This window comes from Methanolobus bombayensis, from assembly GCF_017873415.1.
GTDB lineage: Archaea > Halobacteriota > Methanosarcinia > Methanosarcinales > Methanosarcinaceae > Methanolobus > Methanolobus bombayensis.
The window spans coordinates 139,470-156,619 of the sequence record NZ_JAGGKD010000006.1; the positions used below are offsets into that span (position 1 = coordinate 139,470).

17 protein-coding genes are annotated in these 17,150 nt (G+C 41.6%); 7 read left to right on the forward strand and 10 right to left on the reverse strand.

What is annotated here, in order from left to right; genetic code table 11:
• Nucleotides 1-196: 196 nt before the first annotated feature.
• Nucleotides 197-418, reverse strand: coding sequence for a hypothetical protein (locus tag J2746_RS09045; RefSeq protein WP_209619452.1), 222 nt, complete (start codon nt 416-418; stop codon nt 197-199).
• A gap of 153 nt (nt 419-571) precedes the next feature.
• On the opposite strand from J2746_RS09045, the gene J2746_RS09050 reads away from it, so the two are divergent.
• Nucleotides 572-1,147: a DNA-3-methyladenine glycosylase I gene (locus J2746_RS09050; RefSeq protein WP_209619455.1), complete on the forward strand. Its 576-nt coding sequence runs from the start codon at nt 572-574 to the stop codon at nt 1,145-1,147.
• Between the two features lie 7 nt (nt 1,148-1,154).
• Here J2746_RS09050 and J2746_RS09055 read toward each other — a convergent pair whose 3' ends face one another.
• Both J2746_RS09055 and sppA read right to left on the reverse strand, forming a co-directional pair.
• On the reverse strand, nt 1,155-1,652 hold the full coding sequence (locus J2746_RS09055) for a metal-dependent hydrolase (RefSeq protein WP_209619458.1): 498 nt from the start codon (nt 1,650-1,652) through the stop codon (nt 1,155-1,157).
• Nucleotides 1,653-1,657: 5 nt separating this feature from the next.
• Entirely contained in the window at nt 1,658-2,932 is a 1,275-nt protein-coding gene (sppA, locus tag J2746_RS09060) for a signal peptide peptidase SppA (protein WP_209619461.1), read from the reverse strand.
• 138 nt (nt 2,933-3,070) lie between these two features.
• On the opposite strand from sppA, the gene metG reads away from it, so the two are divergent.
• Nucleotides 3,071-5,110, forward strand: a complete 2,040-nt coding sequence (metG, locus tag J2746_RS09065) for a methionine--tRNA ligase (protein WP_209619470.1) — start codon at nt 3,071-3,073, stop codon at nt 5,108-5,110.
• A gap of 180 nt (nt 5,111-5,290) precedes the next feature.
• On the opposite strand, the gene cyaB is transcribed toward metG, so the two are convergent.
• The 5 genes from cyaB to J2746_RS09090 are packed head-to-tail and all read right to left on the reverse strand — an operon-like array spanning nt 5,291 to nt 9,222.
• Nucleotides 5,291-5,812 (reverse strand): class IV adenylate cyclase, encoded by a 522-nt coding sequence (gene cyaB / locus J2746_RS09070; protein WP_209619473.1) that lies wholly within the window; start codon nt 5,810-5,812, stop codon nt 5,291-5,293.
• The gene (locus tag J2746_RS09075; protein ID WP_209619475.1) at nt 5,806-6,210 is read right to left on the reverse strand and encodes a Zn-ribbon domain-containing OB-fold protein; all 405 of its coding nucleotides are present in this window, start codon (nt 6,208-6,210) and stop codon (nt 5,806-5,808) included. Before J2746_RS09075 ends, cyaB begins: the two co-directional genes overlap by 7 nt.
• Before the next feature lie 5 nt (nt 6,211-6,215).
• Nucleotides 6,216-7,388 (reverse strand): acetyl-CoA acetyltransferase, encoded by a 1,173-nt coding sequence (locus tag J2746_RS09080; protein ID WP_209619478.1) that lies wholly within the window; start codon nt 7,386-7,388, stop codon nt 6,216-6,218.
• 10 nt (nt 7,389-7,398) lie between these two features.
• A complete protein-coding gene (locus tag J2746_RS09085) occupies nt 7,399-8,448 on the reverse strand; it encodes a hydroxymethylglutaryl-CoA synthase (protein ID WP_209619480.1) in 1,050 nt (349 codons plus the stop codon).
• 33 nt (nt 8,449-8,481) lie between these two features.
• Nucleotides 8,482-9,222, reverse strand: a complete 741-nt coding sequence (locus tag J2746_RS09090) for a helix-turn-helix domain-containing protein (protein ID WP_209619483.1) — start codon at nt 9,220-9,222, stop codon at nt 8,482-8,484.
• 124 nt (nt 9,223-9,346) lie between these two features.
• Here J2746_RS09090 and J2746_RS09095 point away from each other — a divergent pair, with 124 nt between their 5' ends.
• The 4 genes from J2746_RS09095 to J2746_RS09110 all read left to right on the forward strand — a co-directional run bounded on the left by J2746_RS09095 (nt 9,347) and on the right by J2746_RS09110 (nt 14,848).
• The gene (locus J2746_RS09095) at nt 9,347-10,165 is read left to right on the forward strand and encodes a Dna2/Cas4 domain-containing protein (protein WP_209619486.1); all 819 of its coding nucleotides are present in this window, start codon (nt 9,347-9,349) and stop codon (nt 10,163-10,165) included.
• Nucleotides 10,166-10,254: 89 nt separating this feature from the next.
• A complete protein-coding gene (locus tag J2746_RS09100) occupies nt 10,255-12,159 on the forward strand; it encodes a phosphoadenosine phosphosulfate reductase domain-containing protein (protein ID WP_209619489.1) in 1,905 nt (634 codons plus the stop codon).
• A 52-nt stretch (nt 12,160-12,211) separates the two neighbouring features.
• Complete coding sequence (gene purH / locus J2746_RS09105) at nt 12,212-13,828, forward strand: bifunctional phosphoribosylaminoimidazolecarboxamide formyltransferase/IMP cyclohydrolase (protein WP_209619492.1); 1,617 nt, start codon at nt 12,212-12,214, stop codon at nt 13,826-13,828.
• Between the two features lie 234 nt (nt 13,829-14,062).
• Nucleotides 14,063-14,848 (forward strand): helix-turn-helix transcriptional regulator, encoded by a 786-nt coding sequence (locus J2746_RS09110; protein WP_209619494.1) that lies wholly within the window; start codon nt 14,063-14,065, stop codon nt 14,846-14,848.
• 5 nt (nt 14,849-14,853) lie between these two features.
• Here J2746_RS09110 and J2746_RS09115 read toward each other — a convergent pair whose 3' ends face one another.
• Entirely contained in the window at nt 14,854-15,780 is a 927-nt protein-coding gene (locus J2746_RS09115; protein WP_209619497.1) for a UbiA family prenyltransferase, read from the reverse strand.
• Nucleotides 15,781-16,199: 419 nt separating this feature from the next.
• Here J2746_RS09115 and J2746_RS09120 point away from each other — a divergent pair, with 419 nt between their 5' ends.
• On the forward strand, nt 16,200-16,610 hold the full coding sequence (locus J2746_RS09120; RefSeq protein ID WP_209619500.1) for a hypothetical protein: 411 nt from the start codon (nt 16,200-16,202) through the stop codon (nt 16,608-16,610).
• Here J2746_RS09120 and J2746_RS09125 read toward each other — a convergent pair.
• Nucleotides 16,575-17,009 (reverse strand): hypothetical protein, encoded by a 435-nt coding sequence (locus tag J2746_RS09125; RefSeq protein WP_209619503.1) that lies wholly within the window; start codon nt 17,007-17,009, stop codon nt 16,575-16,577. The genes J2746_RS09120 and J2746_RS09125 overlap by 36 nt on opposite strands.
• Nucleotides 17,010-17,150 lie beyond the last annotated feature (141 nt).

Here is a 17,150-nt window from a genome sequence, read left to right on the forward strand (position 1 = left end):
TCCCATACAGGATTCTCTAAAAGAAACTATAAAAGCTTTGATACCTCTCTGAAATATATGAAGGTTAGATGTGAGTGTTTCCCTTAAAAGGAATACGTTTTTGAAAAGCACAGTGGAATTAAGAAAGGACGTTGAATCAACTAAAAAAGAGAATATCTTTCAGGTTGCTTCCTGTCAGATTTGGATAAATAAGGAGTTAGTTGTTCTCGGAAATAATTTCTTCTGCTTTGTCTCTCATATTCGGGAACATGTCGGATGGCACTTTTTCTCTACCAACTGTGGTTGCGACCATATACCTCGCACAATTTCCATAATTGTCCTGACAATACTTTCTTTTGTACATAGATGCTAAATTTGATTTAGTTTCCATTTTATCGTTGAAAAATATACATCCTTTTATGAAATCACATTCTGACATTAAATTCACCTTTTTATGTGCTCGCCCACATATTGATTTATTTATATTTGTGCAGTGGTACACAGTATTGGGATGTAGTCCCTTGTATATAAATATATTTATTTGCTAATAATTAATAATCTATATCTATAATGTAAGGGAAATTATTTTTCTATGGATACACGGTGTGAATGGGCCGAAGCCAACGAACATGAAATTTCATACCATGATACGGAATGGGGAGTTCCGGAACATGATGACAGGAAACTGTTCGAGTTCCTGATACTCGAAGGAGCTCAGGCAGGACTCAGCTGGGATACGATCCTGAAAAGGAGAGAGAATTACAGGAAATCCTTTGATGATTTTGATTTCGAAAAAGTTGCTACTTATGATGAAAAGAAAATTTCCCAACTTTTACAGGATTCCGGAATTATCAGGAACAAACTGAAGGTGCGTTCTGCTGTTAATAATGCAAAAGTGTTCATTCAAATTAGAAATGAATTTTGTTCTTTCGATGCTTATCTCAAAACATTCCTGTCTGATGGGAAACCAATACAGAATTCATGGAAATCCATGCAAGAGATCCCTGCAAAAACTGAGTTATCTGAAAAGATAAGTAAGGACATGAAGAAGAGAGGATTCAATTTTGTGGGTCCCACAATAATTTATGCTTTTATGCAGGCCGTGGGAATGGTAAATGACCATGTAGTGGGTTGTTTCAGGTATGAGGAATGCCGGAAAATGCATTGAATGATTATTATTTTTGACTTTTTGAATCTCTTTTCCAGTATCGGTAAATGAATATAATTGTTGCAGGCAGAAAAGAGACTGCACATAGAGCATATATTGTAACGGAACTAATCTCCCAGAGCAATGGATTTGATGTTGATGGCCAGAGAGGAGTGATTTCACTGTAAAGGGGAGAATCCAGAACCACATGACTCCAGGTTCCGATAATTGAACCGAGTATGGTTGAATTAAATGAATAACTCTGTTCTATCCTCAGTTTATCGGTTATTTTCTGCAACCATGTTCTTTGGGAATAAATTAACCATGCAATTAGCAGCCCTACAATAGTCGCAGCCAAAAAAGTGTGAAGAGGTCCGTGCAAAGGCCGACAGCCTGCAAACAAACAGTAGGTTGCACGAATATCTATAATGATGCTTCCGATTAAAATAGAAAAAAGATTGACCTTTTTCTCAAATATCTCTCCGAGAAGAAAGATTGGTCCTAAATGAAAAGGTGTGAAAGGCATTCACATCAGGTTAAGTATCCAAAAGGGCTGTCTTTGTAATAATACACCAGTTCAGCGGTTGCATCTACATCAGCTTCTGAACTGAAAAGCAGGCTGGAAAGGGTTGGCTTGTTCATGTAAACTATTGTGGGTTCATCAATTCCTGCGAGTTCTCCAGCCATGTCAAGTGCATCATAGAAATTGCCCAGTTCGTCCACAAGTCCAAGTTCCTTTGCTTCTCTGCCAGTGTAAATTCTACCGTCTGCAAGGCTTTTTACTTCACTGACACTCATGTCTCTGCCTTCTGCTACATCTATGACAAAATTACTGTAAACTTCAGCCACAACCTTGTTGGCGTATTCCTTCTCATCATCTGAAAGTCCTCTGGTAGCACTTCCCATGTCCTTGAATTCACCGGACTTTACAATGTAATACTCGACACCTTCTTTGTCGTAGTATTCTGATAGGTTCTGGAATTGCCATATAGTACCTATACTTCCGGTCATTGTTGACGGGTTAGCAACTATCAGGTCTGCGGGTGCTGAAATATGGTATGCTGCACTGGCTGCCGTACTTCCCATTGAAATGATAACAGGAACTCCACTATCGCTTGCCTTTTTGACTTCAGCATATACTTCTTCACCGGCTGTTGAAGATCCTCCACCACTGTTGATACGCAATACTATAGCTTTCACGTTTTCATCTCTCAGGGCTTTTCTTATGTTATCAGATATCACTTCGGAGCTTGCGTAGCCAAATCCACCAGGTACGCTGCTTGTAACCATGGTCCCTTCAATGTAGATTACAGCAATTTTATCGCTGGAAGAGTAAAGATCACCGTTGAATGACTGATAAATAGCTGCAAAACTTATGCCAATGACGAACAAGAGAGCCAGGACAATGGCAACATACTGCCATTTACGGCTTTTCTTCTTAACAACAGGAGTTTTCCGGGATGGTTCGTAATAACCTGTTCCTGTTTGTGGTGCAGGTTCTGCTTTTTCTTCCTTTACATGTGTATCAGTAACAGTGTCTACAGGTTCACCACTCGTAATGTTACTTGAAGTATCCTTTTCTACCTGGGTTTCTATTTCTTCCTGAACAGGTTCAGAAGCTTCAGTTATAACAGGTGCTTCATCTTCAGAACTTGCTTCTATCTCAGGATCTTCGTATTTGACTCTGGTCTGGATCTTATCGTTCTCTTTTTGAGTGTCACCACTCTCGTTTTTATCATAACTATACGGGTAAAGATGATATTCGCTATCATCCTCTGTGTTTTTATCTGAATTATCTCCGTTCATCTATTCAGTCCATCCCGCATATAAAATGTATTTGCATATTCAAAAAGCTTCCCTTGTGGCTAGCGAGCGAAATATATTTTATAATTGCAAGCAATGCAACACCATATATATTGATCATATTTTTAGTGGAGATAATAAATGTCAAACATTTCTTCTGATAAAGCCGTGCTTGTCACATGTGGTCTTCCGTATGCTAACGGAAAGGCACATGTGGGACACCTTCGAACATACATTCCTGCGGATATTTTTGTGAGGTCACTTAAAAAGAACTCACAGGAAACAACATTTGTTTGTGGTTCTGATACTCATGGGACTCCCATTGTAGTAAATGCCGAAGAGTTAGGAATCACACCTAAAGAACTTGTGCAGCAGTATCATATTCATTTCGATGAAATCTTCAAAAAAATGGATGTTATGTTCGATGCATTCGGAACAACCGATGATGAAACAAACCACAACCGTACCATAGAGATAGTTGACAAGCTCATCGATAAAGGCTATGTTTATCCAAAGGTCATCGAGATCGCTTACTGTCCTCAATGTGACCGTTTCCTTCCTGACAGGTATGTTGCAGGTACATGCCCTCACTGTGGTGAGAAGGCACGTGGAGATGAATGTGACCAGGGTTGTGGAAAACATCTGGAACCAGGAGAGCTTAAGGAGCCGGTTTGTACAATCTGCAAAGGTCCTGCCGAATATAAGGAACAGGAGCACTTTTTCTTCAAGCTTTCTGAGTTTAAGGACTTCCTCATGGAACACCTTGAGAACCTTGGCGGTACACTGAATGCACGCAACTATGCAATGGGCTGGATTAAGCAGGAGCTTACAGACTGGTGTATTACCAGGAACCTTGAGTGGGGTGTAAGATTCCCGGGACACGATGAACTTGTGGTATATGTATGGGTCGATGCACCAATCGGTTACATGGCTTTCACAGAAGAGTGGGCAGAAGCAACCGGAGGCGACTGGGAGAAGTTCTGGAGAGGTGACTGTCCTATAGTTCACTTCATTGGTGGGGACATCATCTATCATCACTGTATTTTCTGGCCGGCAATGCTCAAGGGAGCAGACTACAGCCAGGCATCTGCAGTTGTTGCATCAGGTATGTTGAAAATTGAGGACAAGACGTTCTCAAAGAGTCGCGGATATGTTGTGTGGGTTGAGGAAGATTATCTTGATCATGGTTTCCACCCTGACCTTCTCAGATATTATCTTGCAAGTTATACATCACACACAAAAGAGGTCAATTTCTCATGGAAGATATTCCAGGATAAGATAAACACCGAGCTTGTAGGTGTGCTGGGTAATTTCCTGTACAGGAACCTGCTATTTGCTTTCAAGAACTTCGGTGAGATCCCTGAGGGTGATATCGACCCTGAGGTTATGGCTAAGATCAATTCAACCATTGAAGAAGTAGTAAGAGCAAACTCCGAATACGAGTTCAAGAAAGCTGCTGACACTGCAATGGCTCTTGCATCATACGGAAATTCATACTTCCAGTCAAATGAACCCTGGAAGCTCATTAAAGAAGATAAGGACGCCTGCGGAAAGGTTGTGAAGAACTGCATCCAGCTTGCTAAAGCACTTATATTGTTGTTCGAGCCAATGACACCGGGCAGCATGGAAGTTGCATGGAAGCAGATAGGTATGGATTCAGATGTCCATGAAGCTACATATGAGGAAGCAACCGTTCCTGCTGTGAGCGGAACAAAGCTCAAAAAGCCGAAAATACTTTTCACCAAGCTTGAGGATGATAAGATCGATGAGATGGAAGAGATATCTTCCAATCGTGTAAAGGCTGCAATGGCAAAAGAAGCAGGTATCGAAGAGGAAGAAAAAATGGAATTCAAAGATGAGATAGAATATGATGATTTTGCAAAGCTTGATATCAGGGTGGGTAAGATAGTTACCGCTGAGAAGATCAAGAAATCAAAGAAACTCCTGCGTCTTGAAGTCGACATAGGAGACAAGGAACCAAGACAGGTTGTTGCGGGTCTTGCAGAATATTATGATCCTGAAGAAATGGTCGGCAAGACTGTTAATGTGCTTGTGAATCTCAAGCCTGTAAAGCTCTGTGGTGTTGAATCACAGGGAATGCTTTTGGCAGCAGATGCTGGTGAAAAGGTTTCCTTGCTTAGTACCGATAAAGATATGGACCCAGGATCCAGCATTTGCTGATATTTTATTAAGAGGGTGCATTCTGCACCCTTTTTAGTTTTTACCCTCTTTTTGATTTTGCTTTAACTCTAGTGGATACTGAAATTCATGATGGAAGAGTGTGGATAGAAAGTGAATTGAGCATAGGCTTTTGTTTCTATTTTGAGATTCTTGTTGGTGGTAAATAAAATAGTAAAAGCTTTATTTTTTATCCAAAACCATCTCAAGATAAGAAGTCCTGATGGAATCCTCTTCTCCAATTCCAAATTTCTCCAAAAATGAGAATATCTGTTTTCGGTGGCCTTCAATATCTGACTCCGCACCAATCTCTACTTCCATGAATTCTCCTATACCTTCGACCTTGTCAAGACAGATGATCATACCTTTGTATCGGTAGACTTCTCTTGTTTTCTTAACGTTGCCGGATTCGCGGAATCCAAGTGCAAGCAGGATGTTGCGGGTAATTCCACCATCAATCGGGGTTTCGAATTCCTCTCTTGTTTTGGACAGAGTATCCAGTTTTTTGCCTTTGTAGGTCATGACAGACCTGCCATCAACGGAGCGTATTCTAAGCGCTTCGTCCGTTTTGGCAAAATCCCTGTCAGGGGCATTAAAATAGGTGTCACAGTGATGCTGGATACCTGCAAAAACAGCACCCATGGCCGACAATTGCTCTTTTACCTGCAGGTGATCGGCACGGGCCTTAACTTCAATTTCTAACATTTCTCTGATTCTTCGGGTACGAATTTTGTTCCGTAGTAGATCATACCGCGCTCTCCTGCCTGTCCAAGCTTTCTGAACACAGGTCTGACCTTCATACCTATTTCCACGTTCTTTGCATCACAGATGATCTGACTTGTAAGACTTGGACCTTCTTCCAGTTTGATAATTCCAAGGACATAAGGTGTCTGGCCTTCAAAACCCTCAGCAGCAGTGTGAATAACAGTGAAAGTAACAACTTCACCGTTGCCTGAGAATTTGAAATCCTCTATCTCGCCTTCACGCCTGCATCCGGGACACATGTTACGTGGTGGATAGAAATATTCATCACATTTCTTGCAGTGTGTACCTACAAGGTTGTACCTGGCTATCTGTTTTCTCCAAAATCTTGGTACTGACATGATGATCACCTGTCCCTCGAGAAAATATGTACAACAGCAGTCGCTCCGGAACCTCCCACGTTGTGGGTCATTCCAACCTCTGCTCCGTCAACCTGACGCTTTCCTGCCTCTCCGCGAAGCTGCTCTACGATCTCAACAGCCTGCTTTACACCGGTAGCTCCAACAGGGTGTCCGCATGACTTCAGTCCACCTGAGGTGTTCACAGGTATCCTTGCGCCAATTTCGGTCTCACCGTTCTGGGTTACAATTCCACCTTCACCTTTTTTAGCAAAGCCAAGGTCTTCAATGGCACATATTTCAGCAATTGTGAAACAGTCATGGACTTCAACGAGGTCGATGTCCTTTGGCTTCATCTTTGCCATCTCATATGCTCTCTTTCCTGCTGCCACACTGGCATCAAGGGTTGTAATATCCCTGCGGTCGTGCAGTGCAATGGTATCCGATGCCTGTGCAGTTGCTTTCACATAAATCGGAGTGTCAGTGTATTCATGTGCCACGTCCGCAGGTGCAAGCACCACGGCTGATGCACCGTCTGTGATAGGTGAACAATCGAATATGTGTAATGGGTCTGCGACCATTATTGATTTAAGAACAGATTCTACAGTGATCTGACTTTTGTACTGGGCAATAGGATTGTGTTGTCCATTGTGGTGGTTTTTAACTGCCACTTCCGCAAGTTGTTCACTTGTAGTTCCGTATTTGTGCATGTGAAGTCTTGCTATCATTGCGTAGAGTCCCGGGAAAGTTGCTCCCATGATGCCTTCCCATTCTCTGTCAGCGGCTGCTGCGAGAGCTGATGATGCTTTTGGAGAAGGTACGTCTGTCATCTTCTCTGCACCGGCTGCAATAACAATATCATCCATTCCGGATGCTACAGCGTAGATTCCCTGTCTGAGTGCAAGTCCACCTGAAGCACAGGCAGCTTCCACACGGGTTGAAGGTACATGAATATCCTTTGAAAGGCCTGAATAATCAGCAATAAGTGCACCAATGTGCTCCTGCTCAACGAACTGTCCCCCGCTCATGTTCCCGACAAACATTGAGTCTATTTTTTCTCCGACAACGCCTGCATCGCCAACTGCTCCTACGCCTGCTTCAACAACTACATCCCTGAAGGAGCGGTCCCACTGTTCACCAAAACTTGTGTTTTTTACACCTATAATTGCTACATCTCTCATTTTCCACACCTCATGCTATCTTTATCTTGCCCTTATGCTTGGCATATGTAGCGTAATCCACGTACACAGGGTTTGCAAGTAGTTCCTCTACCTTTGGTGCATTGTCACGCATCTCATCGATCTTGTCGGTCACGGTAATACTGAAAGCATCTCCACCAGCACCTGAACCGAAAGCTGTTGCAAATATGCGGTCGCCTGGTTTTGCCTGGTCAAGTGTTGCTGCGATCCCCATCATACAGGAACCGGAGTATGTATTTCCAAGTCTTGTAACCACAAGTCCCGGTGCTATTTGTTCCTTGCTGAACCCAAGCATCTTTGCTGCACGGGTCGGGAACTTTCCGTTTGGCTGGTGGAATACAGCATAATCATAATCCTCAGGCTTAGTATCCAGTTTGTTCATGAGTCCCTTTGCAGCGTTTGTTACATGCTTGAAATATCCTGGCTCTCCTGTGAATCTTCCTCCATGTTCCGGATATGGCATTCCCTCACGTCTCCAGAAGTCAGGAGTGTCAGTTGTAAAAGAATATGTGTCTTCGATAACGGCCACAAGTTCTGATTCCTTGTTTCCGATAATATACGCCACACCACCTGCTGCGGCAGTGTATTCAAGTGCATCTCCTGGAGCACCCTGTGCTACATCAGCACCAATTGCCATTCCCAGATCGATCATACCTGAATTAACCAGTCCCATACATGCCTGAACAGCAGCGGTTCCTGCCTTACATGCGAATTCAAAATCAGCTGCAGTGAGCACTGGTGTTGCTCCCGTGGCTTCTGCTACTATAGTACTGGTAGGTTTTACGGCATAAGGGTGGCTTTCAGAACCGGTGTATACGGCACCAATTCTCTGGGCATCCAGGTCCGTTCTGCTAACTGCAGCCCTTGCAGCCTCCACTGCAATAGTAGCTGCATCTTCATCAACATCAGGAACTGCTTTTTCATTGACCATCAGTCCTGCTTTGAGAATTCCTGCATCGTCACCCCATACGCGGGCGATGTCTTCTACTTTTATTCTGTATTTTGGTACATAGGCACCATATGAGACTATCCCTACACTCATCTTAACACCGTTCAAATGTGCATTTAGTGATACTTATTCGATTACATGGTATTCGCTGTACTTTTTCAGCGCTTCTACCATTTCGTCAATGTCCATTGTCGTTGCTAGAAGGGGTATCCTGTCAATCTCAGCCATTTTCTTTGCCATCAGATGTACTTCATTTCCACGCAAGCCATGCATAACAACAGCACCTGGCTTCAGGTTAGTGACCCTTATTGCAACCATTGGTGACTTGCCGGTTGTTACCTTGGAGAATATCATTGCACGCTCAGTACTCCATCCATAGAGTTTCTGGAACTCATGGGACGAAAGCTCAAGAATAGCTTTTTTACTGTCAACAACAGTAAAACCGTAAAGTGGTTTCTCAACCCCTTTGTTTACGATATCTGCTTCAATGATATTGGCAAGCTTTGCAACCTGCATGGGAAATGTGTATTCGTAGGTGGCGTAAATGGCCTTAGACTTCTTGTCTGCGAAAAGTATCCCCTCATAAGCATGAATTTTCTGTCCTCCCCTCTGTGCGTCAATCTCGAGGAGCGCATCGACTATTCTGCTCACTATTAGCGTACCCGGAGATTTCCTCCTGCCGCTCTCATAGTCGCTGATGACCGAAGGAGAAACACTCAGATAACCTGAAAGGTCAGTCTGTGCGATCTCGAAGTTCAATCGCCATTTTTTCAGGGCTTCGCCAGGCTTCTCAGACAGCGTAATCTCGCCTGCCATCTTTTCTGCAAGACGCTGGCGAACCATATCATGCGATTCGTCTTCACTCATGCTTCATTATTCCTAAGGGTAGATTACCATATATATTTAACGAATACAAGTTCGTTTATTGTCGATTCTATCCGATTCAAATCATTTGTTTATTTATAGTATGTTATATATCCACTATAAAAATATGTTTCTTAAAAACGAAAAAATAAAAATAACTGTATCAGAGTTATCCACATATTTTTCCTGTCCAAGGAAATTATATTATTCATGCCGCGGCCACGAGCAGTTCCATTCTTCCTCTCCTAGCTATATGGAACACCTTGTATTAAAGGAAGTGGCTATGCAGTATTCTGAGCTGTTGAAGGGCTCTTCGTCAAAAGACGATGTACTATCCGCAGACTTTGATTCCATGCTTTTGCAGGTTATGGATGAACTGGGTATTATTTATCCCGATGAAGTCTCAGGTTTCACACAAGAAAAAATGAGTGAAGTTGCTGAAAATGTCCGCTCTTTTCTGCCAGAGATTCAAGAGAACCTTTCTGAGCAGGTTGAAAACCCGGAAATCTGCAAAATTGCAGACATGATCTCCTCTTCAGATAATGAACCATATCTTCAGTCTGAAAAGTTAAATGTAACTGGTGTTCCGTACAGGCTTCTCAGCATGGATGATTCATTTGTTCCTGTGATGATAAAGACATCAAAAGCTCCTGAAAATGGAGTATGGAACAATGAAAGGTTGCATGTTACTTCCTTTGCAATGCTTGCGGAAGAAGCACACGGGGTTCCAATAAAATCCGGTCTTGTTATTTATGCAAAGTCAGGTCATTTCAGGAAGGTAAATATTCATTCCAATGACAGAAGGCAGGTCTTGAAAGCGATTGGCCGTGCAAGAAAGATAAAAGATGGAAAAATGCCGGACAAAAATGAGAGTGCATTGTGTGCAAGCTGTGAATTTACAGAGATGTGCAACGTGAAAGCATCGCTTGCTTCAAAGTTATTGTGAGACCCTAAAAACCCGGTATTCAAACTACCGAATTTTAAATTCTGAGTTTGGCAAAAAGTATATATGACTTTAATATGGAGGATGACAGAATGTCCAAACCTCTTTATCTTGGTGAACTGCTCCTTTACTGGTGCTCTTCATGTAAAGTCCCTGTACTCGGAAAAGAATGCTCCTGTGGGGCAAAGACTAAACAGGTAACTATTACTCCTCCTGGGGATATCCGACCTGCTTTTCCTTATGAAATAGAGCTTATCAATAAGATTTCTGTAGAACAGTTCAATGCACCGCTTATCACAGACCAGCGCACGGTAGTACTTAACAAATCTCCCTATGACGACCGTATGGAAGAGATTATCGTAGACGGTGAGGTCATAGGAAGCATACGTTTTGAACTTGAGAAGCTTAAATGGACCCTCCTTCTGAGGATTAATGGCGCCAGACGTATTTTTGACAATACTGACTACAAGACCCTGAAAAACTGGGTTGTTATCGATGCAGGTGCTGAGAAGTTCATTCTGGGCGGTGCAAGTGTACTAGCTCCGGGTATAAAGGACGCTGATCCATCCATATTGGAAGCTGAAGAGGTAGTTGTCCTTACACATGAAGGGAAGGTCCTTGGTGTAGGACGCACTCGTATGAACGGGGAAAAGATGCTCGAAAGAGGAAAGGGTGTTGGCGTAAAAGTGAGGTTTAAGGAAGAGCCTGCTGAGATCACAGTTCCTGAAGGTGGGCAGACCTGGGATGACGTTGTAAAAGCCAATGAGAGCTACATAAATGATTTCATTGAGCGCTCCCATAAATTCATAAAAAATGTTTCTTCATCAGTAGACCGTCCTGTTACAGTTTCCTACTCAGGAGGAAAGGATAGCCTCGCTGTTTTGCACCTTGTAAGTGAGTGCCTTGATGATTACGATCTTCTTTTTGCCGATACAGGCATCGAGTTCCCTGAAACTGTAAAGAATGTCCATGATGTTGCAGAGGCTTATGGAAAGCCTTTGAATATGATCAGTTCAGGCGAAGCGTTCTGGGATTCAGTTGACAGCTTCGGTCCGCCAAGTGTTGAGGTTCGCTGGTGTTGTAAGGTCTGTAAACTTGGGCCGATTACTCAGATAATCAATGATAATTACGATAACGGATGTCTCACTTTCATAGGCCAGAGAAAGTATGAATCCGATACCAGGGCAAAGAGTGAACGTGTCTGGAAAAATCCGTGGGTAGGCAATCAGGTAGCTGCTGCTCCTATACAGAACTGGACCGCAATGCATGTCTGGCTCTATATTTTCAAGAATGACCTTCTTTACAATCCGCTTTACGGCGAAGGATATGACAGGATAGGATGCTGGCTCTGTCCTTCTTGCTCTGTTGCTGACCTTTACAGGCTCAAGGAAACCCATCCTGGAATGGAGAAAAAGCTCAACGACTACCTGCTTTCATATGCAGAGCGTATGGGTCTTTCAGAAGAATGGGTAAAACACGGATTCTGGAGATGGAAGGATCTTCCTGCGCAGTTAAAGGAGATTGCAAAGAAGAAGGAGATCAACCTTGTTCCGAATTGCGAGAATGAACACAATCTCCACTTCACAGTGACCACTGGCTATCGTCCCTGCAAGCAGGGGGGAATATCCGCAGAAGGTGGTTTTGATGGCCCTGTTGACATTAACAGACTGGAGCTCACCGGCATGCTGGAAGCGGTTGGAAAATCTTCATACATGGAAGGTGTGGCAATGGTTACTGATGGTGAGAACCGTGCTCAGGTGTTTGCTTCCGGTAGTGTAACTGCCAGAGGTGATTCTGATAGGGATGCCCGCAGACTCATGAAGAAAGTGGAACTTTCTGTTAGAAGGGCTCTTCTTTGCAGTGGTTGTGGTGTCTGTGTGGGCAAGTGCCAGAGCAGATCTATAAAAATGAAAAAAGGTCTGGCTATTATCAAAGATAAATGTACACATTGTGGTCAATGCATAGATGTATGTCCTGTCGTGAAGTTCAATTCATGATCCTGACCATAAACCTTTTAGTATATATTCGCCATTTTTATACGGTGATTTTTTGGTAAAAAGAGCACTGCTCAGCGTTTCTGATAAAACCGGAATTGTAGATTTTGCTCGCGGACTCGAGAAACTGGACATACAGATCATCTCTACCGGCGGAACTGCCCGCATGCTCCGTGACTCAGGTATTGAGGTCATGGACGTGGCAGATGTAACCGGGTTCCCGGAAATGATGGGCGGCAGGGTTAAAACTCTCCACCCAAGGGTCCATGGTGGAATTCTCAGTATAAGAGATGACCATGATCATATGGGAGAGGCCCAGAAAGCAGATGTAGAAATGATAGACCTTGTAGTAGTCAATCTTTATCCATTCGAGATAACAGTTTCAAAAGAAGGCGTTTTGCTTGACGAAGCTATAGAGAACATTGATATTGGCGGACCTGCCATGCTTCGTTCAGCAGCTAAGAATTATCGTTATGTAAGTGTTGTGTGTGACCCTGATGATTATGGACACATCTTAAAAGAGATTCGTTCCACGGGAATTGTGTCCCCGGAAACAAGGGAATTACTGGCAGTGAAGGCTTTCAGACACACTGCAGATTATGATGCGACCATAGACACATACCTTAGCAAGGAGCTTCTTGGTGAAGATGTATTGCGCCTCAGTTACAAAGATGGAGTAACTCTCAGATATGGAGAGAACTGGCATCAGAATGCTAAATTCTATAAAGAGGATGGTATAACCGGTCCATCTCTTGCAAATGCAAAACAACTTCATGGAAAGGAACTTTCCTTTAACAATTACATTGATGCGGACAATGCTCTTAAGACCGTAAAAGAGCTCTCTTCTTCTAACCCGGCAGTAACAATTGTAAAGCATAACAATCCGTGTGGCTTTGCAACCGGAAAGACACTTTTGCAGGCTCTCAGTGCAGCCTGGGATTGCGATCCGATATCTGCCTATGGAAGTATCATCTGCTCTAACAAGGTTTTTGACCTGCAGTCAGCGGAATTCCTGAATGGTAAATTCGTGGAGATCATTCTTGCTCCGGGATTCGAACCGGATGCGCTTGAGTATCTGAAGAATAAGAGTGCAAACCTGCGTCTTCTTGAAATGCCTGGACTGAATGAACCTTTTGAAGTTGAAGACACTTACAAGTTCGTGGTTGGCGGAATACTGAAGCAGTCATGTAATGTAGGTATCTATGACAAGTGGGAATGTGTGACCGATGTTGCATACCCAGAAGAACTCCGTGCAGTATCTGAGTTTGCCCTTCACGCATGCAAGTGTGTCAAATCAAATGCAGTTACTCTTGCATATGAGTATGATGAAGGTTGCTACATGATGCTCTCAATGGGAGCAGGCCAGCCAAACAGGGTTGATTCTATTCGAAAGCTTGCTGCAACAAAAGCACGCGAGAATCTTAAGGTAATGTATGATCGCGATAAACCTGATATGTCATATGACGATTACTGCAAAGATGTTTTCTCAAAATGTGTGATGGCTTCTGATGCTTTCTTCCCATTCGATGACAGTGTGGTACATGCAGAAGAATACGGAATTATGTATATTCTTTCCCCGGGAGGTTCCATAAGGGATCAGGAAGTCATTGACACAGCTAACAGGCTTGGCGTATCAATGATCTTCACCGGAATGAGGCACTTCTTACATTGAAGTGCTTTATATTTTTACATAAATCTTCTTTTTTAATGGACATTTTTATTTTAAATTTAATTTTTAGAAGCCGATCTGACATATTATTATACTTTTGTATTCATCGAGAAAAATTATCTTCTGCTACTTTTTACGCAAAAACACTTATTACTCATTAACAAACTTTTATATAATTAATCTTGTAGGTTGTCGGTTGGTTGGATAGAGAATTCAACATGCAATTGAGGTGGAAAGTTGAAGTCAAAGGGACTTTTAAGTATATTGACCTTTTCAGAAAAGAGGAAGGACATATTGTTCCTGCTTGAAGAAAAGTCCTGTACCCTGTCCGATATTAAAGATTATTTCAATGTGTCTTCTCCGGAGATCTCTCCCAGGATCAAGGAAATGCTGGAGAATAATCTTATAGAAAAGACAGATAAGAATTATCAAATTACTCCTGTTGGCAGAGCTATAATTCATCATTTCAGACCATTTCTGGATATCATTGAAACTATTGAGAATAATGAAACATTCTGGAAAGAACATTATTTGTGTGACATACCTCAGGATTTACTTAATGACCTGATTTCTCTGAAGGAATGTAATGTTGTGTCTGACAGCATTGAAAACATCTATGAATCGCATAAGGTTTTTGTAGAGAATATCCTGAAATCTTCTGTGATTAAGGGAGTATCTTCGATATTTATACCTACATACCCTGATTTTGTGGTGAATCTGGCTAAAAGGGAGGTGCCGACCTCTCTTATATTGACTGAGAAGGTGTTCGAGAAGGTCAGGGATGAGCATCATGAAAAACTGGAAATATATCTGAATGCTCCTCACACTGAACTCTATGTAATAGATGATGTCAAACTTGCATTTGTGGTTACGGATATCTTCTTCTCAATGTCTTTGTTCTTCAACCCTGATACTTATGATCCCAGGGATGATCTCGTTGGATATGATGAAGCTGCCTTAAAATGGGGAAGTGACCTTTTCGATCATTATGTACAAAAATCCCGTAAGGTTACCTCAATATGAACCTATCAGGCAATAAGTCCACCTGCAATTGATCTTAGTCCGACTATTGTGGTTGATTCTCCATCTATCATGAACAGTCTTCTGGTAAGTCTGTTCTTTGTTTCGACCTCTACGGGTTCTGCAAAAGTTTTGATGTACAGCATTCCGATAATGAAACTATATCCAAGGATTATGGGTTCAAAGGCCAGTGTTCCTGTGATTATTGAAGCCAGCAGTATTGCATGAGACAGGATGTGAAGGCTGAACAACAGTATTTTAGCTTTCTTTTGTCCAAGTGCCACAGGTAGTGTTTTGATACCTGCCAGAGTATCGCCCTTTATATCCTTGAAATCATAGATTGCAGAGTTTACAAAGAGTTTGAGACCAAAATAAAGGAAAATCATTACAGGCGCGATTATATTTGTAGAATAAATACCTGCAATACCTGCAATAAATGCGCCCCACGTTGTACCGACAACGATATTCTTCATCCCAAGTCCACCTTTCAGCTTGAAATTGAATTTGCCGATCTTTGCACCTTTGCTGTAAAGATAACCTGTTATAAGAGGGAGAAATGCGAAAATTAACAGGCCATTTGCCGTGAGGATGGAGGCACCAACTAAAAAACAGATGAGAGAAATTGTCAGAGCTGTTTTCTTCGATGCACCCTTTAATTCGGGCCTGTTGGCCATATCTTCTTCAGCGTCCAATGCTCTGTCTATGGTATAAACAGCATAGATTATCAGTCCACCTGCAAGGCAGTTTAAAAATACGGATTGAATGTGTAATAAGAGAAAAGCGATGTGTATTCTTAAAGCTCCTGAGAAAGATACCAGTATGGAGCTTTTAAGAAGATCTATTGTTGGTGACAGATCAGTAAGTTGACGATTGTAGTTTTGTTCGTACTTCTTTACTAAAAAACCCGGAAGAGTCACTGTGCAGTTCGAGCTCATATGAATAATAGGGCTCAAACTATCTAATATTATTTTTTGAGTATAATATTATACCAATAAACTACTATTTTTTGATTAAAGATGCAACTACTCAGGCAAAATATTCAAACCAGCTATAATATGCCTGCACTATTTGTTTGTACCGATTATTTTTATGCACGAAAGGTGCAATCATTATCAACTTCTATAATTATTATAGTACTATTATTTATCTATATATAATTTTTGTGGGCACTGATTATACCAATGACAAAAAATGATTAACTAAACTATTGTTAATTAAAATCTACTATATATGCAGTAAAGTCCATTAAAAAATATAACGTGGTCTATATGAATAACACCACCAGGATTTGTGTGCCATTTATTCTATTTGGTTTTTATCTCTTGTTTATGGACTGATTTAAGGATCTATTGGTATGGAAGGTAATATCTCTGATTTGCATATGATCTTTCTTTGCACCCATCCTGAAAAAAATAATTGCGTACTTCCACATTGTTTTTCAAACAGTTATGGTCTGTCATTTCATTTTTGCCTTTGTGGGTCAGAAGATGAGAGAACTGTCGTTGCCATTCGCAACTATATAGCTGATGCTCTGCAGAATATATATCCGTTTGAAATGTCTTTTGTGCGTGATTTTTCTTTCAGGTTACTTGAAGATGTGAAAAAGCTCCCTTTTACTGCAAAAGGACCACGTTTAATGGTTAAAGTTCTGATAGAATGGATCTCTTTTGCAACATTGATCCTTTCTTCCAGAAAAATGATTCCTGCTGATCTAAAAGTGAAGATCAATTCAAATGATTGTGTCATTTCCTGCGGTTTGAATTAATATGTATCCGAATATTATGAAAAATGCCGGAGCTATAGGCAGTGTTTTGAAACCACTGTTCCACACGGCAATAGAACTTATCAGTGAAAGAATCCCACAGAATATAAGTACATATCCTGAAGTTCTGATATCAAGTTCTTTCTCTATATTTTCTTTTAGCAATTCATAGCCAGCCAGCATAATGCAAATAATGGCTGCAAGAGTCCATGCAAGTGTTCGTATCGAGGGGAGCAGTCCTCCCATGGATAGCAGTGTCATCTGTTTGATAATGCTGACGAAAATCGTACCATAATTGACATCAAAGTTGGCATAGAATACTGAGAACTTGATTCCCCATCCGCTAGAATAGGCAGAATAAAAATAAACTTCCCATGGAATGGCCAGGCATATAGGTGGCATTATTTTTCTTAGAAGTTTCAAGTCATTCGGTTGAAAATTTATATTCCGCATACATATGTATTGTATAAGTCAAAATATATATTATTATGCAAAGGGAAGTGCCTATATATTACTTTGTGTTCTATATATTCGGATGATTTA